Below are 24059 nucleotides of genomic sequence, written 5' to 3' on the forward strand. Positions count from 1 at the left end.
ATGTGCTCACCATATCTTGTAATTCTTTACCCTCTTTCATGAAGTGACGTATCTCCTGATGAGAGAAAGTGCTTTGTACCTGATTTGTCTTGCAGTATTAATTGTCCGAGCTGATTAATTCCACAAGCAATCCCAGATAAAGTACTTAAAGACTGAGTCACTTTGATGTGTTTTCCAAACAGATAATCCGATTTATTCCATTCATCCATAAAGAAGTTAAGATCATGGTGAATAAATTTGATTAGATAGCGTTCCAAATTGGTAATCAGCCTCGCAATAAGGAAATTACGATCAAAACGCTGTTTGGTTATTTCATATAAGGAGCACCAAGGCTTATCTGGAAGAGGATTCTTTTTTGTATCAGTATTTACGTTTAAACCAATACCTATGATGACTTGAACATTGCCATTAGATTCAGCCAATATTTCAATCAAACTACCGCATAGTTTTTTGTGAGTCCATAAAATATCATTGGGCCATTTAATTTTGATATTAGATGAGATGTCAAATTCATTTAAAGTTGCTAAGACAGCCAAACTGGTAACCAAACTTAATCCCGAAAGCTTGGTAAGATCATAGTTAAGATTCCAACGACTGGAACAATAAAGATTTTCACCAAAGGGTGAGTGCCAGTATCTGCCAAATCGACCTCTGCCCTGAGTTTGAATTTCAACACAACAAATATCAACGGTATTTGAGGGAGGTAAATCTTTAAGATAACGATTTGTTGAATCAATGGAAGTGAATAGGTGTAGATTGAAGGGACTCGATTGTTTTTGTGGAACAAGATGATTCATAATTTGTTGCTTATTTAATAGAATCAATTGATTGGGAAGCTGATAACCTTGATGTCTTATTCGCTTTATAGGGATCCCTGATTCAATTAAATGATTGATTTGTTTCCAAATCGCCGATCGAGTGATACCCAACGTTGCCCCCAATTCAGAGCCACTATGGCAGTCACCATCGCCAAGTAATTGTAATAATGTAAGTTGTGCAGGTGTAAAGTGCATTGACATAGACCTAAAAAATCAATTGAGTATTTTGCTGCATATTAATAAACCCATGTCTAATTTCCCTTACAGTAGGATGATGACATAAAGCACCGCTGCAGGCTACTTCTGGCATAAAAGACCGCAATTGCCAAGTCATATTGTGTAATGGGTCATTTACCAATTGTTTGGTTGGCATAGATATAGGGACACTAAAATTTTTGGTTGGGTAAGAAAGACCTAAACCGCATGCTTTGATAAAGGCTTCTTTTTGGGCCCAAACATGAAAGAAAATGGCTGGTTTTAGAGCAAGAGGGACTTTAATAAACTCTTCATATTCTTGGTCAGAAAATAAATTTTTTGCAATCCCTTCATAAGGTCGAGCAGAATACTTTTCTATATCTACACCTATAGGAAAGCTTCTTCCGACTGCAAGGAGTGCCAAGTCACCAGTATGACTTATATTAAATTGCAACTTTGCTGCATTAATGACTTCCGGTTTACCATGGTTATTATAAGCAAATTCCAATTGTTTTGCTGGTATATTAAGATAGCTTGCTAAGATGATCCTCATAATTGCTCGGGCAGTAGAGAAACGGCGTTTGTGTCTACTGAAATAAAATCGTTCTGCACGCGCTTGCTCTTCAGAATTTAATAGTTCATATGCATTTTCTAATTCATGCGCTAAAGAAAATTGCCAAAGATCAATTCGAGCTTCATTTAAGATGCAGTTTTCCGTATTTAAAGGGTTGAATTCGGTAATGATCATATGCTTGCTTGAATCTGGCATCAATTGTCGGTTAAGGTTATCATATACCATGATATTTAATTCACCAAAGAGTATTCAATGAGCAGACAATTTTTGGATTTTGAGCAACCCATCGAAGAGTTGAATCAGAAAATTGAAGCACTTCGCATGATAGATCATGATAACGAAGTGAATTTAAGTGACGAAATAGCACGACTTCAAACCAAATGTTCTGAGCTAACCTCTCAAGTTTTTTCAAACTTGGAGCCTTGGCAAATTGCACAAATGGCAAGACATCCGCTTAGACCACAGACTACAGATTATATTGAACGTATTTTTACTGATTTCCAGGAACTGCATGGTGACAGAAGTTGCTCTTCAGCCCCTGCAATTATTGGTGGCTTGGCGCGTTTGAATGGTGAGCCTGTTATGGTACTCGGTCATCAGAAAGGTAAACGAACCAAAGAAAAGGTATATCGTAATTTTGGTATGGCTCGTCCGGAGGAGTATCGAAAAGCCTTACGCTTGATGAATATGGCAGAGAAATTCAAATTACCTATTTTTACTTTTATTGATACGGCAGGAGCATATCCCGGAATTGGTGCTGAAGAGCGCAATCAATCTGAAGCAATTGCCCGCAATCTTTTCGTGATGTCACGTCTTAAAACGCCAATTATTTGTGTGGTAACAGGAGAAGCAGGATCTGGTGGCGCATTGGCAATTGGCGTTGGTGACCGTGTGTTAATGCTCCAATTTGGTATTTATTCGGTAATTTCTCCTGAAGGTTGTGCTTCGATTCTTTGGAAAGATGCGTCCAAAGCAAGTGAAGCTGCTCGCGCCATGAGGATTACCGCAGATAAGATTCTGGAAAATAAGTTAATTGATATGGTTATTCCTGAACCGTTAGGAGGGGCTCATCGTAATGTCGATGAAATGGCCGCGCGTTTAAAGGAAATTTTAGTTAGCGAATTAAGTTCCTTAAAGAAATTATCTTTGGGGCAGTTGGTCGAAGACAGATATCAAAAATTTATGGCTATGGGAGCAAGTGATTAAACCTTTATTGAGCACCGAGTGGTTTTCTCGCCTAAGTCATTTTAATAAATTAATTATAGGTTTTAGTGGTGGACTTGACTCAACAGTTCTTTTGCATGTCCTTGCCTCCCACCACACCTTGCTTGCTAAATTAATCGCAGTGCATGTAAATCATGGGATTAGCGCGAATGCCTCTCGTTGGCAATTACATTGCCAACAGTTTTGTCAGAATTTAGGTATTCCTTTAATTACCCAGTCTGTGCAATTTGATTGTTCAGCCAATATTGAAGAGAGAGCACGTATTGCCCGGTATGCAGTTTTTTCTTCTTTGCTTACAGAACGGGACTGCTTGATTTTAGGGCATCATTTAAACGATCAAGCAGAAACAGTTCTATTGCAACTATTTCGAGGTTCTGGTGTGGATGGTTTGGCTGCTATGCCCGATTTTGGCCAATTGGAACCGGGAAAAATTGCCAGGCCTTTTTTAACTCATTCCCGAGAGCAATTAGAACATTACGCTGTCATTCATCAATTGAGCTGGATAGAAGATGAGAGCAATCAGGATATCAACTATTCGCGAAATTATTTACGCCAACACATTATGCCTTTACTGAAAAGAAAATGGCCTGGGGTTGCGGGTAATATCGCAAGAACAGCACTTCATTGCCAACAGGCGAAAAGAAACCTGGATATGTTGGCAGTTCAAGATGTGACATTGGAAAACCTTGAAAAATTAACAAACAATTCTTTATTGATTACACCATTAAAAGCACTTAGTCGAGATCGTATAGCAAATGTGCTCAGAGTCTGGTTGAAAAACAATCAAATCCAATTGCCCTCAACTGTGACATTTTGGCGTTTGATTGATGAAGTGATCTTTGCTAGTCCAGATGCAACTCCGGTAGTGAGTTGGGGCGAGGTAACTGTGCGTCGTTATCAAAAGCACTTATATTTAGATAAAAAAAATGCAAATAATTTCCCATTTTGCACTAGACCTCTAGCCAAACTTGCTGCAGAGCGAGAGGTGTGTGGAGGCATGGAGCGTAGAATCGAGGTGCAAACGAAGTCACATGAGTATCCGAGATCTGTATCGACGAAGCAGGTCTTTTCTTCAGTAGAGTTTCGAACGAGGTCTATTGAGTGGTCTACATTTCCTTTGCCCTTAGTAATTCCTGATGCAAACGTTAATTTATTGACACAAAAAGCCAATCAGGGGTTAATTATTCCTGCTAATTCAAAAATATTTGTCCGATTTAGACAAGGTGGAGAAGAGTTTTTTTTGAATGGACAGACTAAACGTTTAAAAAAATTGTTCCAAGAATGGGGGGTTCCTCCTTGGTTAAGAGAGCGAGTTCCTTTGATTTATTTCAATGATAAACTCGCAGCCGTAGTTGGTTATGCAATGAGTGATTTATTTTTTACTAAAGAATGTCCTGATGCTTGGGTTTTTGTTAATTGTTCCTTTTAATTCATGTTCAGTTTGTATCTGATTTGGAAAATGAACTTAGAAGAAAAATTGTGAATAGGAGGGGCAATTATCCGTTCTTAGCATTCAGGTAAATTAACAGCCAATCCCCCCATCGATGTTTCTTTATAAATACTTTGCATGTCCATTCCTGTTTGTTTCATGGTCTTGATTACTTTATCTAGAGAAATTTGGTGTTGACCATCGCCAATAAGTGCCATTCGTGTTGCATTCACTGCTTTTACTGCGCCCATAGCATTGCGTTCAATACAAGGTATTTGTACCAAACCTAAAACTGGATCACAGGTCATACCCAAATGATGTTCCATAGCAATTTCTGCAGCATTTTCCACCTGAGCTACCGTTCCCCCAAGAACCGCTGTAAGACCTGCTGCAGCCATAGAGGAGGCAACACCAACTTCGCCTTGGCATCCTACTTCGGCGCCAGAAATGGAGGCTCCTTTTTTATAAAGTATGCCTATAGCAGCGGCAGTAAGGAAATAGGTGTAAATGTCTTCATTACTCATTTTATCGTGTGCATGTCGGCAATATTTTAGTACCGCTGGAATAATGCCTGCAGCACCATTGGTCGGCGCGGTAACGATGCGTCCACCAGCTGCATTTTCCTCATTGACTGCCATGGCATAAAGATTTAACCAATTCATAATATCGGATTGCTCAAAAATGCTTTTTACTCCTTTTGCATTCATGAGTTTATTATATAAATCTGGAGCGCGTCTTTTTAAATTAAGCCCTCCTGGCAAAATGCCATCGTGTTTGCACCCATTGGCAATACAATCATCCATGACCTTGGCAATTGCCAAAATGCTTTTATGGATTTCTTCTGTACTACGCCAGGTTTTTTCGTTAATTAACATTAATTCTGCAATGCTTAAATTATTTTTCTGACACAGTTCCAGGAGTTGAGTTGCTGTTGAAAATGGATATGGAGGAGGGTTTGTATCTTCAGTGGCTTTGGAAAAATCTTCTTCAGTAGTAATAAAACCACCTCCAATTGAGTAATAAACTTGCGCAATTAATAAATTGCTTTGGCTATCAAAAGCAGAAAAACGCATTCCATTAGAATGTTTAGGTAACAGTTCTTTTTGTAAAAAAAGAAAATCAGTTGCTTCATTAAAGTTAATATTTTTCTTACCTGCTAAGTTTAACATATGGGAGTCAATGATTTCATGCATGCGAGGCACCATAGACTCAGGTTCAACAGTTTCAGGTGCTTTATTTTCCAGTCCATTTAAAATGGCTTTATCGGTTCCATGCCCTTTTCCGGTTAAAGCCAGCGAACCATAAAGTTCAGTTCTAACTCGTTGAACTTGATCCATAAGTTGTTTATCTTCGAGTAATTTTAAGAAGGCATTAGCGGCAAGCATCGGCCCTACAGTATGTGAGCTTGATGGCCCAATTCCAATGGAAAATAAATCAAATACACTGATGTTCATGTGGGATAATCTCTTGTTACAATTAGTGCAAAGTGTAGAGAACTATTAATTATTTGTCTATTTTAATTATAGTGAACTATTTACTTTTATAATTTGTCGTGCATCTTTTCCTGAATTGGTCTATAAATTGATACGCATTAAGTATATCCTTAATGCAATGAGCTTTATAATATAGTTACAATTAATTGAGCTTAAATACTGGTAATTTTATATGAATTTAGGCAGAATTATGTTGCATTTTAAAATGTAATATCTTTCTCTATCAAAAATTGGAAAGATATTCACAATAGAAAGACTACAAGGGGATTCTTTATGAAGATGAAATTGGTCACTGCGGCCGTCATGGGGCTGGCAATGTCTACTGTAATTGCTGCTACTGATGCTACATCGCTTGTTACGGATAAGGATAAATTATCTTATAGTATTGGTGCTGATTTAGGAAAAAACTTCAAAAATCAAGGTATTGATATTAATCCGGACGCATTAGCTAAAGGAATGCAAGATGGGATGTCTGGTGCCCAATTGATTTTGACTGAACAACAAATGAAAGATGTTCTGAATAAATTCCAAAAAGAGTTGATGGCGAAGCGCAGCGCTGAGTTTAATAAAAAGGCTGAAGAAAACAAATCTAAAGGTGAAACCTTTTTATCAACTAACAAATCAAAATCCGGCGTAGTTGTATTGCCAAGTGGTTTGCAATATAAAATTATTGAAGCAGGTACTGGAAATAAACCAGGAAAATCGGACACAGTAACTGTTGAATACACTGGTACTTTAATTGATGGTACTGTATTTGATAGCACTGAAAAAGCAGGTAAGCCAGCTACATTCCAAGTATCACAAGTGATTCCTGGTTGGACTGAAGCATTACAATTAATGCCTGCCGGTTCTACTTGGGAAATTTATGTACCTTCAGACTTAGCTTATGGCCCACGTAGTGTAGGTGGTCCTATAGGTCCAAATGAAACTTTGATTTTCAAAATTCATTTGATCTCTGTGAAAAAATCTGCCTAATCAATAAGGAGGGGTTTCCTTCCTTATCGGATCTCACTTTTGAAAACAAAAGTGAGATTTTCTTTTAGAGAACACTTTATCCTGTCTTAAAGAGAGCCGCAAAATGAACAAACGTCTACTTATTGTTTTCATTTTAGGTTTTTCCTCTGGCTTGCCCATGGCGTTAATCAGCAGTACCCTGCAGGCATGGTTTGCATACAGCGGGATGTCTGTCTTTGCTACAGGGACATTAAGTTTAATTAGTTTGCCCTATGCTTATCGCATTTTTTGGGGGCCTATTTTGGATCGTTACTCCTTATTCAGTATGGGTAAGCGACGAAGTTGGATTTTAAGTATGCAATGCCTATTGCTTCTTGGATTTAATTTACTGGCTTGGTTTACTCCAGAACAATATCCTAAATTGATAGCTTTTCTGGCTTTGATTATAGCTTGTTTTTCTGCCACTCAGGATATAGCAATTGATGCTCATAGAGCAGAATATTTGCCAATTAGTGAACATGCTTTAGGCGCTTCTTTAGCCGTCTTAGGTTACCGGATTGCTTTATTATTATCGGGTGGCTTGGCTTTAGTTATGGCGCAAAAATTGGGTTGGGCTTTTACCTATCGCTTTATGGGACTTATGATGATTGCCGGCATGTTTGCTGTTTTTTTTAGTCAAGAGCCCAGTGTTGTAAATAAAGGAAAAAGTAATTTTGTTTTATCTTTTATAGATCCCATCAAAGAGTTGATATTTCGTCCTGGAATTATTCCTCTTTTACTCTTTATTTTTTGTTATAAGCTAGGGGAAGCATTTACAACGACTACCAGCGGAATTGTCATGCCTTTTTTAATCCAAGGACTTGGTTTTTCTTTAGAGACAATTGGCTACATCAATAAAATGCTGGGAGTTGGCTCCATCTTACTTGGAGGCTTGTGCGCAGGATTTTTATTGATACGTTTTTCTTTGTATCGCGCGTTGCTTTTTTTTGGTTTACTGCAAGCATTAACCAATGTTTTATTTGTTTTTTTGGCAATAGTGGGAAAGGACGTTAGCTTATTGGCAATCTCAGTTTTTTTTGACAACTTTGCAGCAGGTATGGGTTCTACAGCACTGGTGGCTTTATTCATGCGTTTGGTAAATAAACAATATACTGGAACTCAGTTTTCTATACTTGTGGCTTTATCGACAATACCTCGTATTATTTCTGGACCTGTCGCTGCAAGCATACAAATGGCTATAGGATGGGTTGGTTTGTATCAACTCTCCATTTTACTTGCTTTAGCATTTATCCCTTTTTTAATCTTGATAAGAGATCAAACTAAAGAAAATCAACAAGACCTAGAGGAAGTGGAGAATGAGGGTGAATTGAATCCTGTACAGTAGGACCTTACTAACTACATATATTTTTTACTTAGCTTCATGACAATACCACTGACACCAACTAAGAGTAATCCAATTAAAATCAAGGTAATTGGCCAACCTATAGTATGAGGGAAATGCTGGCTTGAAAAATATAAAATGAAGCCCAGTGTTGACACGCTTGCAGTTATGAGTAAGATTCTGCTGCTTTCTATAATGGCCATATAAATTAAGCCGCAAGCTAATCCCAAATAAAGTATTTCATAAGGTTTATTTTTAACGATGTCGAAGGTTACTAATAGTAGTGCCAATGATGATATAAAAAAGAGAAATCCTGAAATACTTTGATATTTTGAATGATTTATAAACGAACTGACAGCTAATAAGGATGCACTGAGAATAAACCATTTTAATCGCTCTGACACATCGAGTAATTCGAATGCAGCCAGGAAAAAAGAGTAAAGGAAAATCAAGGTAATAAAGGCCAATACTGTCAGTCTGGTGCTAATAAATGCAATACTGTGTTGCAAAAAGAGGATGAAGCTTACTATGAGTACCCCCCAGGTAGGCATCAAGATGGAAGTGTATTGTGATAAGAAAGTAAGTAATCCACTGGCTTCAAGGATCGCGGCAACAAGAAACAAAGGAGCTGTGATTTTATATTGTTTCTCTTGGTAATAAAGACCTAGGAGGAATATTAAAAAGCCAAAACCTAAGTTTAAAATAATACGGCTATTATCCTCTGTGTAGTCAAAAAGAATCCATCCAAATATAATGGTTGTGATTGCGAGAATGAGTGGTTTATCCGACAAAATGGCAAAACGTTGATGCGTGAAATAGATAATAGCTATGATTAATATCCACCATATTGGCAGCATTAAATCGTATTCCTGCAGCAAAATGACAAGTCCTGCGGGTTCAAGGAATAGGGCAATTAAAAATAAAGGTGTCGACGCTTTTTGGTAAGGGGGGTATTTTAGACATAGAAATGCCAAAATAAATGAGCAAAAACCAAAACCTAGTGTTAAGGTAACACGTTCATAGATATTAAAGTCTTGCCATTTCATGGCAATCAGTGCGCAAATACCCGCAAAAATAAGTATCCCTCCTATATAGCTATATAGTTTATTTAACCAATTTGTTTGATCTGTAGGGTTAGCTTGAACGGGCTTTAATGCCGAGGCTATTTCCCTAATGTCGATTTGGTAGCGTTTGGCCAGTCCAACGATTTTTTCTAACGCCTCTTCTTTATTCATGGTTTAACCCAGCCAATAAATTGGACATTATTCGTAGTAAAATAGCGTGTGCCTAAATTATATAATTTGACGCAGGTGGAGTTCTTTTTGAGACAGATCGTGTTATTTCGATAATGACTGCCTAGAAAAAGGTTTGAAAGTAATCCTGTACTTAAATTATTGTCATTTGTGTACAGGACATAACCGTCAGGAGATTCCAGTGAGGTATCCACTTTAAATTGTTTGGTTGCTTGCACCACCTCTTCCTTGAAATTTGCGTTGTTGTTAAAGTGTGGAAAATTTAAAGGAAGTTCTTGCACCTTTTGTGTTTTTGCGTCAAAAAAATAGAGTTTTTTAATTCCCCAATAATTGTTTTGAACTTTTGAATATTGAGCTGTCAACCTATCATTTTTAACTGTAAAGTTGACTTGCACAGGAAAGGAGGAAGTGGAAGAATCCAAGATAGAAAATAGGAGACTATAACGTGGAGGATCTGTTTTAAAAAAAGGGATGTTTGAAATAACGAAAACAAGCATGAGCAGTATTGGCAATGACAGTCCGGCCACCAAAGTCAAATGACTTTTTATCCACTTAGTCGACATCTTAATTCCTTAAGTTGCGTAAAGCGCATGTTGTGCATCCTTATAGTATAGGCAGATTTTTATTTTTTATGGTTTTAAAATAGACAATCGTAAATGCTTGAAAAAAAACGCTTGGGCCAACGTTTTAATGGTGAGGCAAGTGTTTTTTTAATGATTTATCATCCTTTTCCTCTGATTCTTATTTTCCTACTACTAAATCCTTATATTCTGAATTATCATCAATATAGCTTTTAACAAATGGACAACTTGGTATAATTTTATAATCATTTTTTTTAGCGTATTGCAAAGCAAAATTAGTAATCTTGGCGGCAATCCCTTGGCCTCTTTGCTCTTTCGGGACAAAGGTTGTGAAAAAATCCAACGTCTGTTTATCGATTTTTTTATATTTTAAATTACTTTCTTTGTTATCTATCTCAACGTAGAATCTTTGATTCTTTTTATCATGTTGTATATCTAAGTCCATTTTAATTTTCCTAACGATAATTTTTAAATCTAGCCTACCTATTATGCTTTGGCAATGTTAGCTTTTTTACATTTACAATTGATATGAAAATAAAAAATATTTACAACTAACTCATATCGTTGCTAATTTTTAAAATACATTATCAAAATAAGATCTTCTATTCATGGATAGAAAAGTCATATAGCAATTATTGGTGTGGGCAGTGCCGGTCTTTCATCTTATAAAGAAGCGAGAAAATATAACGATAATATTCTTGTATTGACAAAGGCTCTTTGGGTTCCACTTGTTTCCGCGTAGGTTGCATGCCTTCACAAGTAAAAATAATTCTATTATCAAAAGACTGTCGTCTTTATTTTTCTTCTTTTTTTTCCAGCTTATGACCATCTAGATGTCGTTCATTGCGTTCATTATCTTGTTTTCCTATCTGTTTTTCTTTGTTTGTTCTTCCGAATTTAATGCGATTTTCAGAAGCCTTTTTTTCTTTTACCAAGCGAATTTTAGCCTTTCTTTTTTTATTAAGATTAATGATATCTACCATAGTACTCTCTATTATGTATATTGTTTATACTCTATTATCTAGAAACTGGCCCCTACATGATGTATTATGAAAAATTATTTTTCACTTAGTAGTAAGCAATGCCAAAACCTAATATATTAATAGTCTGGTCTAATTATTACAAAGGTTTAGCTGAAAAACAGCTGGAAACTTGTTTAAGCAAGTTAAAACAATATGAGTACAATTATCAGGTTGAAACCGTTGAAGCAGGTACATATGAAATCCCAACTGTTATCCAACATTATCATTGCGCTAATCCCTTTGATGGTTACTTACCATTGAGTTTGTTACTCAAAGGTAAAACTGATCATTATGAATTTATTTGGGAGCATATTAAAGAATGTTTTATTAAATTTGCTTTAGATGGCCTGATTTTAGGCAATGGAATTATTTCTGCTCCAAGTATGGATATTTTACAGGAACGTGTCGAAAACGGAGAGAGAGTACACGAAGCAGTTAATGCTGTTGATTATTTAATCCGCTTTAAAAATAATAAAAAATAAAATTACTTATGTCTAAAATTTTAATTATTTCTTCTGAAATACATAAACAACTAGCCTCTGAACAGCTTGACTTCTGTTTAACGCTTGTTAAAAATGCAGGTTATGATTATCAAATTGAGTTATTACGAGCGGGTGCTTATGAGATTCCGTTTGTAATTAATACGTACCATCAAAATAAACCTTTTGATGGTTATATTGCTTTGGGTTTAATCCTTAAAACAAATCTTGATCATTATGACAACATTATGTCTCATATTCGATACTGTTTCACTCAATTTGCTCTAAATGATATAGTAGTTGGCAATGGAATTATTAGCGGATCAACCATTGAAGAATTAAGTGAGAAGCTTCGTAGTTCAAATCCGTGCCTTTCAGCTTATCCTTCTGCATTAAATGCAGTTGACTGCCTTATTAAATTGAGAAATAAAATAGCGGTTTAAAGCACTTCTATTCGAGTTACCCGGTATTCTGAAACTATTTATGGTACCTAGGGTGGGACTCGAACCCACACGGTGTCACCACCACCGGATTTTGAATCCGGCGCGTCTACCAATTCCGCCACCCAGGCATTTGAGCGGCCATTATAACAAAGAAATAAATTCTCACAATGGGTTTTAGTATATTATTATTTAAAAATAGCTCATTACTTAAGAGGGGTTTATGAGAAAATGTCATATTCTTATTTTTAGTTTTTTTCTTGCACAATTTACGGAGATGGGGCATACAACAAATTGTCCTGATCCTCAAACTACTTCTTTAAAATGGGGCATTCCACCAGCTCCGTGGATAGTGAATCCTTATTCTCCTAATCTTCCACAAGGAGATGAGAATACCCGTTTTGTGCGGGCGAATATTTTAGTTGCTGGTTATGGGCAAGGAGTAGTTTGTACCTATAAGAATTCGGTAGGTGAATATTCTATTTGGTGGCAAGCACTTACTAAAGTTCCATCACGCCTTGATTACAATTGGGTTGATACATTGGGTGGTTTTGTTTGTACTCAAGGACTGGACCAGTGTCAGTTTTATACCGCAGCAATTCAATCTAAGGAGAAACATAATTGGTTTGGTTTTGTACTAAAATAAATTATGCGTTTTTGATCTGTATTAATGTCATAGACGGAAATGGAGTTTCAAATGAAAAATACTAATTGGGTTTCTAGATGGAGAAACCAGCTTATTACAGTTCTTTTTTTATTGAGCAGTCCATTAGCTGGAGCATATGCGGCATGTTGTTCAGGTCATGGTGGGGTTGCTTCTTGTAATAAAACTACTGGCTATCAAATGTGTAAGGATGGTACGCAATCGCCTGACTGTACTTGCCATTAAAATTATTTTATTTACAATCCAACTACTAACGGTAGTGCCTGGGCGCAGTGCAGAACCGAGAGATTATTTCAAATAAACTGTGGCTCCACTGCGTTGCACCTAGGCTATTTGCTGCTAAATAGGAATTTTATAATCTAAATTGTGGTAAGGTCTGCTTTCTTTTTGTTGCTCTACCGTGGATTGTTGCGTATTTTGTAATGCTTGCTCAGTAGACTGTGTTACTGGAAGCTGGTTATGCACACTATTGCTTTGTTGTGTTTTTTGCACCGAATCGATGCGCTGATTAAATAAATTAGTTGCTGCTGTGTTTGTGTTATCTGAATTATTAAGTGAAGCAATAATTTGCGTAATTCCAAACTCACCTGTAAGTGTACGTTCCATAGTTAAATGAACTTTCAGAAATTGAGTTATTTTGACTTGATTGTTTTGATAAACAACTTGTAAAGGCAGTGCTATGCTCCATTGATTATTTGTAGTTGCAGTTAGTTTTGCTTGACCGATCACTTTACTGCTCATAATAAGTTTTTGTGATTTAATTGCTGCGATGTTTCCCGATTTATCTAAAGCATTCTTAAAGCTCTCCCAACCTTTTGCAGTATAACAAGACTCCAATTTCTGTAACTGAGTCTCAACGGATACAGAATTAAAATTAAAAGATTGAGTTGCGGCTTGTTCTGCCCATTTTATAACCAGGTTTTCATCAATCTTTGTCATTGCGTCAGGAGTTTTGTAATCACAATTAATTAGCTCTGGTCTCTTGGGTTGTTCAGGAGATGTATTAAAAATAATTTTCGGAACTTGAGTAGATTGCGAAATCTCACTCTTGGAAGATGAAGAACTTGCACGCGGAATGGCATTCATTTGTAAAATGGCGAGCTCCCCATCTGCTTTCCTGCCTATAGTTAAATTAACATTCACTAGTTGGGTAATTTGATTTTTATCATTTTGATAGATTACTTGCATTGGCAAGGTAACATTCCACTGATTGTTTTTATTTTCGATAAGTTGTGATTCTATATTTCTGTGCTGACTGTTTGGATTTTGATTTTTAATCGCTTTTGTTTTATCTAAATTGTGTAGTGCAGAATTAAATCCAATGGTTCCTTTTTCTTTAAAATAGGTTAGTAATTTAGGCAATTTAGTGGCTAAGATATCTGATTTAATATCAAGAAACTGTTTTTTAGACTGCTCTTTTATTGTATCTAAATTGTGTAGTGCGGAATTAAATCCAATGGTTCCTTTTTCTTTAAAATAGGATAGTAACTTAGGCAATTTAGTGACTAAGATGTCCGATTGAAAAGCAAGAAATTGATTTTTAGTCCACTCAAATTCATCCGCGTTAAAATATTTTTCTATCCCTACACTTTCCACAGGATTTTTATGATCATCTGACGTTAAGATTGGAGTATCTAGACTTTGATATTTTTGTCCTTCAATAAGTTGTTGGAGCGGGTGTGTATTTTCATGATCTAGTTTTAGGCACAACTCTGGGTGACTTGGAACTAAGGATGATCTTGGAGTAATAACGAATAAAGAAGTCAGAAACGAAGTGGTCAATTTTTTCAGGTTCTCCATATTATTTATTTGATGAGTCACGCTCAAAGAAGCACTTTTTATCGCCTCTCTTATTGTTATTGTTTTTTGAGATAATGGAGGAAAACGTGGTGTTGCGATTATTTGAGCTATTCCAAGTTTAAATGCGTTTCTCCAGCTGATTGTTATGTAAACATTGAGAAAATGTGTCTCCTCTTCTTTATCGTTTTTATAAAAAACTTTAATGGGTACATTCATTTTCCATTGATTTTCCTGATCCTCAATAAATTGAACTTCTCCATCTAATATACTGCTCACCATTAGATTTTGGGTTTTAATTGAATTAATATTTCCTGAATCTTTTAATGCATTCATGAAGCTAATCCATCCATTTTGGGTATAACATACTTTTAAATTCTTCAATTGAGAATCAAAAGACAGAAAATTAAAATCAAAAGAATGGAGTACAGCATATTTTGCCCAGCTTACCACTAAAGTTTTATCAATTTTCTGAGTTTCAGCAGAAATCCTATAATCACAATTGATTTCGATTGATTGCGGCTTTTTTGTTGTAATATAAGATTTGGCGCTAGATTTTTTTTCAGAAATTGTACCAGGTGTTTGTACAGCATGTACTTGAATACAGATTAGATTAAATAATGCTCCACACACTATAATTTTTTTCATGAGATAACATCCTTATTATCTATAGCCTTCCCCGCCAAACCTTATACTGCGTTGCAAGCTCACTCGGTTTCAGTCATATATTATTATACATAAACTCCTTCGTCTCATTCACTTGCGCCTTGTCTAAAGCTTAGTGGGTAACGCTATATAATTCTTTGTTAATGTCTTACAATTATAGATAACATTCTTGATTGTACTCTTCTTATTATTTTTATTATTAAAAGTTCATTAAAGAGTACAAAAATTTCAATACTGTTGCGAATTTTTTCCAAGAGATCTCAAAACAATCTTATTGCGCTAACCCAGATTACAAGCAACCGGACTTTTTATTTTGTATGTGGAAAGGGTCTAAATGCGGTTTTCCGTTATATCTATCATCATTTGTAAGGATTTTTTTGCATTATCGATAACCCATTGCTGATCATACTCCGATAATCTGTGTCTGCTTCCCGTGAATTCATTGACCACATCTCCTGCTTTAACTTCATTATAAGACATGGTTTTTCCTTGCCTTAGTAAATCTACGAGTGCGACTAGATGAGGGGGATCATTTCGTGACATGGTAGCACAACCGCAGCTTATACCTTTTTCATTTTCTTTTTTAGGTGCTTCAGCCAAATTGATTACTTCTATATTTAAGCTTTTACAATGCTGTTTTAGATTTTCTACCATATGATTTTCAGTGCCAATCGCATAACGTTTGGTTTTAGCACGATCATGGACTACATAGTCCCAGATAAAAGCTGTAGAACCTGAGTGTTGTGCTATTTTAATGACTGAGTTTCGGCACTCTGGATGAACGATGGTAGTGTACCCTTGATTATTCCAGTAATCACACATTTCAGGCTGATAATGTGTATGTACGGCGCATTGACTTGCAAATAATATTAATTGGGCCTCATCAAATTGTTTTAGAGTTTTTGAATCTTGAGTTGTAAGTGAATATTGAGCTCCTGCTGTTCCACCTGGCCAATAGGCAAGATTTTTTATTCCTAACCAATAAGCTACGTTTTCTCCCATATGTTGATCGGGAATAAAAAGGATCTTTTTATTTTGTTTTAGCGCCCATTGGAATATTTTTTTCACATTAGAACTGGTACAAACAGCCCCACCTTGGGCGCCAGTTAATGCTTTGACTCGACCTGACGTATTCATATAGCAAACTGGCAAAATATTCTCGGCACCATAACGTTCATTCAAATCAAGAAAAGCAGGCTCAACCATGAAGTCCTTGGCGAGCATCTCCATGGTGCAACCTGATTTAGGATTAGTAATATAAACCTGTTGATTTGAATTCGCTAAAATACTAATGGATTCCGCCATAAAGTGCACTGCAGATTCAATAATAATAGATTTTTCAGGATGTTCCGCTGCCATCAAGGCCAATTGGTAGGAGTCACCGATAAGTCCTCCAAATTGCTCCACTAAACGGACAATATCGCCACCCATGTAATAATGAGCCAAAAGTAATAATCGCTCACCAAAATGGTCTTGAGCTTTTTTAAGATAAGGAGTCATCCAGGCTAAAACTGTTGTAAGTTTGCGATCGGGTAATGCCTGGTATTCTTGGGCATAGGGAGTGAATTCTTCTTGATACCAGTCGATTGGATAGTCGCTTTGACAAATACTCATATCATTTCTGATATGCATTAAGGTGGCTTCAGGTTTATAAAGAGTGGAGTTTTTAAACATCAATTTTGCCTCAAAATCATTTAATGTATCGCTTAGGTATTATAGGGTGCAATAATCTTATTATTCAGGTGAATTATCCATTAATCCAAGTTTGGCAATGCTTTCTTGCGCCTCGGCTTTCTTATTAGGGTAATCTTCACGATAATGACCACCACGTGATTCTCGTCTTGCCAAAGCCGCTCTTACAATGAGTTCGGCATTAAGAATAATGTTCCTTAACTCAATAAAATCTCGGGTGATACTGTGCTTCCAATAATATTCTTCAATTATTTTTTTACGCTTCATTATTAATTGTAGTAGATCTTCAAGTCCTGCTTCAGTTCGCACTATACCTGCGTAAGATGTCATTTCTCCTCTTAAGCCACGCCATTGAGCATTAATTTGGCTGGCGCGTCGGGCATTGACTTCACTAGGTGCACTCCAGTTAGAAATAGGTGCGGTGTATTTCCACGGAGCAGAAATATCTTTTAAAGTACATCGAGCTGCATTGGAACCCATGACTAAAGCTTCAAGCAATGAGTTACTTGCTAGACGATTGGCACCATGTAAACCGGTAAAAGCGACTTCTCCTATGGCATAGAGTCGTTTTAAGTCGGTGCGGCCATCAATGTCCGTAAGAACGCCTCCACACTGATAATGTGCTGCTGGCACGACAGGAATCATATCTTGGCTCATATCAATGTCAATGGATAATAAAGTCGTATAAATTTGCGGGAAACGTTTTTTCAGAAACTCTTTGGATTGATGGGTAATATCTAAATAAACATATCCCATTTGACTGTGTTCAATTTCACTAAAAATGGCACGCGCAACTACATCACGTGTTGCTAACTCCATTTGCTCAGGGGAGTAATGTTTCATAAATCGCGCCCCTGTTTCAGGGTTTCTGAGTAAAGCCCCTTCGCCACGCACAGCTTCTGAGATGAGGAAATTATTCAAAGAATGATGATGCAGCAGGGTAGGATGGAATTGGTAGAACTCCATATTGCCAATTCTTGCGCCAGCACGATAAGCCATGGCAACCCCATCTCCGGTAGCAACCATGGGATTTGTTGTATATCGATATGTCTTTCCCGCGCCTCCAGTAGCTAATACCACACAGTTCGCTAGAAAAGTATGAATTCGATTTGCAGTACAATCTAGAATATAAGCCCCTAACACCTCTCCTTGAATATCGGTACGATGAGGATGGTAATGAGTGATTAGATTTACTGCTACATGGTGTTCAAAAAAATGAATTTGGTGCTGCTGTTGGGCGAGTTGGTTCATTGTTAGGATAATCGATAAGCCGGTTTGATCACCACAGTTAAAAATACGTCGATGGGAATGTCCTCCTTCTTGAGCCAGATGAAAATTTCCTTTGCTATCTTGCTTAAAGTGAACATTATATTGACTCAGTTGTTTTATCATCTCAGGGCCTTGTCGAATAATAAATTCAACGGCCGGTGGATAACATAGCCCATCTCCGGCAATCAGGGTATCGGAAATATGCGATTCCAGAGAGTCTTCTGCTGATAAAACAGCAGCGATTCCACCTTGGGCATAACGGCTATTGCATTCAATAGCTTCTGCCTTGCAGATTAAAGCAATTTTTAACCGGGGTTGCAGCTGAATCAGCTGTAAGCAATATTGTAATCCTGCCAGCCCTGTACCCAAAACAAGGACATCAAACTCAAAGGTCTGTCCTTGTTGCGAGAGTGTTTCACTCATAAAAAGGCCTTTACTAACTGGGTTGCAAGGCCCGTATAGTTTTCTGGTGTGAGTTTAATTAATTGCTCTTTAGCTTCCTCAGGTATTGAGAGCCCCTTGATGAATTGCTTGAGACTTTGTTCATCAATTCCTTGTCCGCGGGTTATAGTTTTTAATTGTTCATAGGCATTAGGCACATTATAACGACGCATCATGGTTTGTACCGCTTCGGCCAATACTTCCCAGTTTGATTTTAAATCCTCTTGTAAAGGACGTTTATTGATCTGTAATTTGTCATTACCTTTGGCCAGGGACAGATAGGCAATAAGACTGTAAGAAAATGCCATACCTACATTACGCAATACGGTAGAATCAGATAAATCTCGCTGCAGTCGTGATTGAGTAAGTTTATTTGCAAAATGAATGAAGAGGGCATTCGCCATTCCTAAATTCCCCTCGGCATTTTCAAAATCAATGGGATTCACCTTATGGGGCATAGTGGATGAACCAACTTCTTCTGCTACAGTTTTTTGTTTAAAGTAACCAAGAGAAATATAGCTCCAAATATCTTGAGTGTAATCGAGCAGGATATTGTTAATACGTACCATAATTTGTGATACTTCTGCTAATCCATCATGTGGCTCGATTTGTGTGGTATAGGCATTAAAAGATAAACCGAGGGATGTAACAAAATTAGCGCAGTGCTTGCGCCAGTCAACTTTGGGATAAGCCACAGTATGAGCGTTATAATTACCAACGGCACCATTGAATTTACCAGGAATCAGGACTTCACATAATTGCTGCTGTGGTCTTTTGAGGCGGGCAACAAAATTGACTAACTCTTTCCCCATGGTTGTAGGTGTTGCTGGTTGACCATGTGTTCTGGATAACATAGGTACATCGCCATGCTGTTTTCCAAGCAGAGTAATGCCCCCCATAATTTCAGCAAGTGTGGGTTGAATAACCTGAGCAATTGCCTGTTTGACCATTAATGCATAAGCTAAATTGTTGATATCTTCTGAGGTACAAGCGAAATGAATAAAAGCAGTAATTGCTTTCAAACTGGCATTCTGCTGGAATTTATCTTTTAGATAATATTCTATTGCTTTAACATCGTGATTTGTTTGTTTCTCAAATTCTTTAATTTTGATGGCCTCTTCTTCATCAAAATTGGCAATAAGATCATCAAGAAAATCCTTAGCCTTCTGATCTAATTGAGGGACCTCAGAAATTGCATTATTGGCTGCTAAAGATTCAAGCCAGCGAATTTCTACAGTCAGGCGATAGTAAATTAAGGCGAACTCACTAAAATAAGGACTTAAAGCCCTTGTTTTATTAACATAACGCCCGTCGATAGGGGAGATCGCATTTAAAGCAGTAAGAGTCATAAGTAGCTAGCCTTAATAATAAAGCACATATAATATTAGATGCGCGTCCAGATGTGAATAAAGTGAGGAATTTTATCAGAAAACTGATATTTTTTTAATATGATTGTGTATAATGATTTCATTTTTGAAAATGAGTCATAGGATTTTATGAAAACCATCATTGAATCATATCAAGCAGGTCTGTTCCACAAGAAATATTGGCTACAAAATGTTATCTCAGGAATTATCGTGGGTGTTGTTGCCTTGCCCTTGGCAATGGCTTTTGCCATTGCGTCAGGTGTACGACCAGAACAAGGTATTTATACAGCGATTATTGCAGGCTTGATTGTTTCAGTTATGGGAGGCAGTCGGTTACAAATTGCAGGTCCTACTGGTGCTTTTATTGTAGTGCTTTCAGGGATTACAGCTAAATATGGAGTTTCTGGGTTACAAATTTCAACGCTACTTGCGGGGGGCATGCTCTTATTTTTTGGTCTTGCCCGTTTAGGAGGCATTATTAAATTTATACCTGCCCCGGTGATTATTGGTTTTACTGCAGGAATTGGGGTGGTAATTTGGGTAGGGCAATGGCACTACTTTTTTGGTCTCCCCTCTGGCGGAAGCGGGCATTTTCATGAAAAATTATGGCATTTACTACAATCTTTTCCACAGCTCAATATACCTACAACCCTTTTAGGCTTTTTTTCACTGTTTTTAGTTATTTTTTCAAATAGAGCTCCGGGATTAAAGCGTATTCCAGGGCCGCTTGTGGCTTTATTGGTTGTAACAGGATTGCAGTCAATCTATCATTTTTCCGGGATCGCGACTATAGGTTCCTTGTTTGGTGGAATACCTCAAGGCTTACCGGAGTTTAAATTGCCCGATCTCACAATAGATAGAGTGATTGAATTGATAGGACCAGCTTTTACGATTGCGATGCTCGGTGCTATAGAATCACTTTTATCTGCAGTTGTTGCTGATGGAATGGCAGGAACGAAACATAATTCCAATCAGGAACTGATTGGTCAAGGAATAGCTAACATTTTTACGCCATTATTTGGAGGGTTTGCAGCAACAGGAGCCATCGCACGTACGGCGACAAATATTCGTAATGGTGCTAATAGTCCGTTAGCAGGTGTAATTCATGTGCTGACTTTAGTTTTAATTATTCTTTTCTTAGCGCCTTTGGCAGTGAATATACCACTTACAGTGCTTGCTGCAATTTTGTTTGTTGTCGCTTGGAATATGAGTGAAGTAAAACATTTCATTAAATTAATACAACGTGCCCCAAAAGCTGATGTTGTGATTTTATTAGTAACTTTTTTCCTTACTGTGTTTGTTGACTTGGTGGTCGCAGTAAATATAGGTGTAATTATTGCTGTACTGAATTTTATACGAGGTATGTCTTCCAGTGTTGAAGCGCAGCAAATGACTCAAGAAGAATTGACATATGAATTGGCACGACAAAATATAGAAACCTTACCTGAGGGAGTATTAGTCTATGCTGTAGACGGACCTTTTTTCTTTGGCGCAGCAGAGACTTTTCAACATGCTTTAGCAGTAACCCATACCGATCCTCAAACATTAATCATTAGAATGCGTTGGGTACCATTTATGGATGTTACTGGCTTGCAAACTTTGGAAGAAATTATTGAGAATTTACAGGAACGTAAGGTGAGAGTGATTTTAAGTGGAGCCAACATACGATTAGAAAAAAAACTGCGTAAGAGCGGAATTGTTAAACTTTTAGGAGAGAAGAATTTCCATAAGGAGTTTTCCCAAGCCTTAGTTGCATGCAATGCATAATCTGACTGCTAAATTGGGTGTCAGCCTTATAGATTAAATGAGTTGATTGATGGGATAAAAACAAATGTTGGCTGACAAATAAAGTTTCTAATTCCCATAGCCCCACATTTTCAGTAAAATGACTATCATTTTATGGACTTGGGGTAGTTATGACGGTCAAAACACATATTATCGATTTAGCACATCTTGGCATGCATGATCTGGAACAGGTTGGCGGAAAAAATGCTTCTCTTGGAGAGATGATCGGTCATTTATCCTCAGCAGGAGTGTCTGTTCCTGGCGGATTTGCAACGACAGCGGATTCATTCAGAGAGTTTTTGTCTCAAAATGATTTAGATAAGAAAATCTATGAAAAGTTAGCTGCCTTAGATTCAGATAATGTGCAGCAATTGACTGTGGTTGGGAAAGAAATCAGAGAAATGATCGTCAACACGCCATTTACTCCTGAATTTGAACATGCAGTGCGAGCTGCATATGAACAGATGTCCCGCTCTATAGGCCATGATAATTTTAGTGTAGCAGTTCGTTCCTCAGCAACAGCAGAGGATTTGCCGGATGCATCATTTGCAGGTCAACAAGAAACTTTTTTAAATGTAAAAGGAATTGATGAAGTTTTGCTCTCCATCAAACATGTTTTTGCCTCATTGTTCAATGACAGAGCAATCACTTATCGTACCCATCATCAGTTTGCCCACCATGAAGTAGCCTTATCTGCAGGTATCCAACAGATGGTTCGTAGTGATTTGGCCGTGAGCGGTGTGATGTTTACCATGGATACTGAGTCGGGGTTTGACCAAGTAGTATTCATCACTTCATCTTATGGTTTGGGCGAGATGATTGTGCAGGGAGCAGTCAATCCAGATGAGTATTATGTGCATAAGCCTGGAATTCAAGCAGGTAGACCTGCAGTTATTCGCAGAAATCTAGGAAGTAAAGCTTTGAAAATGGTTTATTGCGATGATCCTAGCAAGCAGCAACGAGTCAAAACTGTTGAGGTTGATGCAAAAGATCGGTTGCTCTTTTCTTTAACTCCGAGTGAAGTGGAAAGCTTGGCTCGTCAAGCAATAATTATCGAAAAGCACTATGGTCGACCAATGGATATAGAATGGGCAAAAGATGGTCTAAACGGTCAATTATATATTTTACAAGCTCGTCCTGAAACAGTAAAAAGCCGTGACAATAAGCAAATATTGGAACGCTATACCTTGCAACAAAAAAGTCAGATATTGGCCGAAGGACGCAGTATAGGGCAACGTATAGGGCAAGGTAAGGCAAGGATTATTAAAGATGTAAGTGAAATGGATCGTGTCCAGCCTGGTGATGTATTGATCTCAGATATGACTGATCCTGATTGGGAACCTGTAATGAAACGTGCTTCAGCTATTGTTACTAATCGTGGCGGCAGAACATGTCATGCGGCTATTATTGCTCGTGAATTAGGTATTCCCGCTGTAGTAGGATGTGGTGATGCCACAAAAACCATACGTGATGGTGATGAGGTAACCGTTAGTTGCGCTGAAGGGGATAACGGCTATGTTTACGCAGGCTTGCTGCCTTACGAGCAAGTACATCTTGATGTAGAAACCATGCCTGAGTTGCCGATGAAAGTTATGTTAAATGTGGGTAATCCGGAACGCGCCTTTACATTTCAATCCATCCCCAACTCAGGAGTGGGTTTGGCTCGCCTTGAATTTTTAATTTCCAATACAATTGGTATTCATCCGCGCGCATTGCTTGATTTTGATCGCTTAAAAGATAAGGAATTAAAACAATTTATTACTGAAAAAACAGCGGCCTATACTTCTCCTGTTGAGTATTATATTGAGCGATTAAAAGAAGGAATTGCAACAATAGCTGCCGCATTTTACCCTAAACCCGTAATTGTACGATTGTCCGATTTTAAATCAAATGAATATGCAAATCTTATTGGCGGTAATTTGTATGAGCCACATGAAGAAAACCCAATGTTGGGTTTTAGGGGAGCGTCACGTTATGTTTCTGAGTCATTTGCAGAGTGCTTTGCTTTGGAGTGTAAAGCAGTGCGACGAGTTCGTGAAGAAATGGGTCTGACGAATGTAGAAATAATGATCCCCTTCGTTAGAACGCTTACTGAAGCAAGTAATGTAATTCAGGTTTTAAAGCAACAGGGACTTGAGCGAGGTAAACATGGGTTGCGTGTGATTATGATGTGTGAATTACCTTCTAATGCATTGTTAGCCAAAGAATTTCTAGAGTATTTTGATGGTTTTTCTATTGGTTCTAATGACTTAACTCAATTGACATTAGGTTTAGATAGAGATTCTGGTTTGATAGCAGATCAATTTGATGAACGCGATGATGCAGTGAAAATTTTATTGCATATGGCAATTTCTGCTTGTAAAAAAGCCAATAAATATATAGGTATCTGCGGTCAAGGGCCTTCGGATCATCAAGACTTTGCCCAATGGTTAATGAAAGAGGGGATAGAAAGCGTTTCACTTAATCCGGACTCTGTTTTGGAAACGTGTTTATTTTTGGCAAAACAATAGGGTCTGTTTACGGTTTTGCTCAAGA

21 protein-coding genes and 1 tRNA gene are annotated in these 24059 nt (G+C 37.4%); 10 read left to right on the top strand and 12 right to left on the bottom strand.

Features of this window, described 5'->3' with window-relative positions:
- Window positions 1–26: 26 nt before the first annotated feature.
- Window positions 27–1013 carry a biotin--[acetyl-CoA-carboxylase] ligase gene (locus Ltuc_RS03380; RefSeq protein ID WP_058521587.1) on the bottom strand — a complete coding sequence of 329 codons (987 nt, stop codon included), beginning with the start codon at window positions 1011–1013 and terminating at the stop codon, window positions 27–29.
- A gap of 10 nt (window positions 1014–1023) precedes the next feature.
- Window positions 1024–1761, bottom strand: a complete 738-nt coding sequence (locus tag Ltuc_RS03385) for a 4'-phosphopantetheinyl transferase family protein (RefSeq protein ID WP_058521588.1) — start codon at window positions 1759–1761, stop codon at window positions 1024–1026.
- 78 nt (window positions 1762–1839) lie between these two features.
- Here Ltuc_RS03385 and Ltuc_RS03390 point away from each other — a divergent pair, with 78 nt between their 5' ends.
- Both Ltuc_RS03390 and tilS read left to right on the top strand, forming a co-directional pair.
- Window positions 1840–2793, top strand: a complete 954-nt coding sequence (locus Ltuc_RS03390) for an acetyl-CoA carboxylase carboxyltransferase subunit alpha (RefSeq protein WP_058519929.1) — start codon at window positions 1840–1842, stop codon at window positions 2791–2793.
- Window positions 2786–4240: a tRNA lysidine(34) synthetase TilS gene (gene tilS, locus Ltuc_RS03395; protein ID WP_058519930.1), complete on the top strand. Its 1455-nt coding sequence runs from the start codon at window positions 2786–2788 to the stop codon at window positions 4238–4240. The genes Ltuc_RS03390 and tilS overlap by 8 nt, the downstream gene beginning before the upstream one ends.
- 77 nt (window positions 4241–4317) lie before the next feature.
- On the opposite strand, the gene Ltuc_RS03400 is transcribed toward tilS, so the two are convergent.
- Window positions 4318–5694 (bottom strand): L-serine ammonia-lyase, encoded by a 1377-nt coding sequence (locus Ltuc_RS03400; protein ID WP_058519931.1) that lies wholly within the window; start codon window positions 5692–5694, stop codon window positions 4318–4320.
- Window positions 5695–6006: 312 nt separating this feature from the next.
- Here Ltuc_RS03400 and Ltuc_RS03405 point away from each other — a divergent pair, with 312 nt between their 5' ends.
- Together Ltuc_RS03405 and Ltuc_RS03410 are read left to right on the top strand one after the other, a co-directional pair.
- The gene (locus Ltuc_RS03405) at window positions 6007–6708 is read left to right on the top strand and encodes a BamJ family beta-barrel-assembly machinery protein (protein ID WP_058519932.1); all 702 of its coding nucleotides are present in this window, start codon (window positions 6007–6009) and stop codon (window positions 6706–6708) included.
- A 103-nt stretch (window positions 6709–6811) separates the two neighbouring features.
- Entirely contained in the window at window positions 6812–8071 is a 1260-nt protein-coding gene (locus tag Ltuc_RS03410) for an AmpG family muropeptide MFS transporter (RefSeq protein WP_058519933.1), read from the top strand.
- An 11-nt stretch (window positions 8072–8082) separates the two neighbouring features.
- On the opposite strand, the gene Ltuc_RS03415 is transcribed toward Ltuc_RS03410, so the two are convergent.
- The 4 genes from Ltuc_RS03415 to Ltuc_RS03430 all read right to left on the bottom strand — a co-directional run bounded on the left by Ltuc_RS03415 (window position 8083) and on the right by Ltuc_RS03430 (window position 10885).
- Entirely contained in the window at window positions 8083–9303 is a 1221-nt protein-coding gene (locus tag Ltuc_RS03415) for a hypothetical protein (RefSeq protein WP_058519934.1), read from the bottom strand.
- Entirely contained in the window at window positions 9300–9884 is a 585-nt protein-coding gene (locus tag Ltuc_RS03420; RefSeq protein WP_058519935.1) for a hypothetical protein, read from the bottom strand. The genes Ltuc_RS03415 and Ltuc_RS03420 overlap by 4 nt, the downstream gene beginning before the upstream one ends.
- Before the next feature lie 178 nt (window positions 9885–10062).
- Window positions 10063–10347 carry a GNAT family N-acetyltransferase gene (locus Ltuc_RS03425; RefSeq protein WP_058519936.1) on the bottom strand — a complete coding sequence of 95 codons (285 nt, stop codon included), beginning with the start codon at window positions 10345–10347 and terminating at the stop codon, window positions 10063–10065.
- A 349-nt stretch (window positions 10348–10696) separates the two neighbouring features.
- Complete coding sequence (locus Ltuc_RS03430) at window positions 10697–10885, bottom strand: DUF4169 family protein (RefSeq protein ID WP_058519937.1); 189 nt, start codon at window positions 10883–10885, stop codon at window positions 10697–10699.
- 98 nt (window positions 10886–10983) lie between these two features.
- Here Ltuc_RS03430 and Ltuc_RS03435 point away from each other — a divergent pair, with 98 nt between their 5' ends.
- On the top strand, window positions 10984–11406 hold the full coding sequence (locus Ltuc_RS03435) for a 6,7-dimethyl-8-ribityllumazine synthase (RefSeq protein WP_058519938.1): 423 nt from the start codon (window positions 10984–10986) through the stop codon (window positions 11404–11406).
- Window positions 11407–11414: 8 nt separating this feature from the next.
- Window positions 11415–11846, top strand: a complete 432-nt coding sequence (locus Ltuc_RS03440) for a 6,7-dimethyl-8-ribityllumazine synthase (protein ID WP_058519939.1) — start codon at window positions 11415–11417, stop codon at window positions 11844–11846.
- Window positions 11847–11887: 41 nt separating this feature from the next.
- Here the strand turns inward: Ltuc_RS03440 and Ltuc_RS03445 are convergent.
- Window positions 11888–11974: transfer RNA gene (locus Ltuc_RS03445), tRNA-Leu, on the bottom strand.
- 146 nt (window positions 11975–12120) lie between these two features.
- Between Ltuc_RS03445 and Ltuc_RS03450 the strand changes: the two genes are divergently transcribed.
- Window positions 12121–12489 (top strand): DUF3757 domain-containing protein, encoded by a 369-nt coding sequence (locus Ltuc_RS03450; protein ID WP_238584131.1) that lies wholly within the window; start codon window positions 12121–12123, stop codon window positions 12487–12489.
- Window positions 12490–12540: 51 nt separating this feature from the next.
- Window positions 12541–12732 carry a hypothetical protein gene (locus Ltuc_RS03455; RefSeq protein WP_058519941.1) on the top strand — a complete coding sequence of 64 codons (192 nt, stop codon included), beginning with the start codon at window positions 12541–12543 and terminating at the stop codon, window positions 12730–12732.
- Window positions 12733–12846: 114 nt separating this feature from the next.
- Here the strand turns inward: Ltuc_RS03455 and Ltuc_RS03460 are convergent, their stop codons facing one another.
- The 4 genes from Ltuc_RS03460 to purB form a co-directional block, all read right to left on the bottom strand.
- On the bottom strand, window positions 12847–14952 hold the full coding sequence (locus Ltuc_RS03460) for a DotI/IcmL family type IV secretion protein (protein ID WP_058519942.1): 2106 nt from the start codon (window positions 14950–14952) through the stop codon (window positions 12847–12849).
- Window positions 14953–15300: 348 nt separating this feature from the next.
- Window positions 15301–16644 (bottom strand): quinolinate synthase NadA, encoded by a 1344-nt coding sequence (gene nadA / locus Ltuc_RS03465; RefSeq protein WP_058519943.1) that lies wholly within the window; start codon window positions 16642–16644, stop codon window positions 15301–15303.
- 60 nt (window positions 16645–16704) lie between these two features.
- Window positions 16705–18354 (bottom strand): L-aspartate oxidase, encoded by a 1650-nt coding sequence (nadB, locus tag Ltuc_RS03470; RefSeq protein ID WP_058519944.1) that lies wholly within the window; start codon window positions 18352–18354, stop codon window positions 16705–16707.
- On the bottom strand, window positions 18351–19721 hold the full coding sequence (gene purB, locus Ltuc_RS03475) for an adenylosuccinate lyase (RefSeq protein WP_058519945.1): 1371 nt from the start codon (window positions 19719–19721) through the stop codon (window positions 18351–18353). The genes nadB and purB overlap by 4 nt, the downstream gene beginning before the upstream one ends.
- A 147-nt stretch (window positions 19722–19868) precedes the next feature.
- On the opposite strand from purB, the gene Ltuc_RS03480 reads away from it, so the two are divergent.
- On the top strand, window positions 19869–21506 hold the full coding sequence (locus Ltuc_RS03480; protein ID WP_058519946.1) for a SulP family inorganic anion transporter: 1638 nt from the start codon (window positions 19869–19871) through the stop codon (window positions 21504–21506).
- A gap of 149 nt (window positions 21507–21655) precedes the next feature.
- Window positions 21656–24034 (top strand): phosphoenolpyruvate synthase, encoded by a 2379-nt coding sequence (ppsA, locus tag Ltuc_RS03485; RefSeq protein WP_058519947.1) that lies wholly within the window; start codon window positions 21656–21658, stop codon window positions 24032–24034.
- Window positions 24035–24059 lie beyond the last annotated feature (25 nt).

Source organism: Legionella tucsonensis (assembly GCF_001468035.1).
Taxonomy (GTDB): Bacteria; Pseudomonadota; Gammaproteobacteria; order Legionellales; family Legionellaceae; genus Legionella; species Legionella tucsonensis.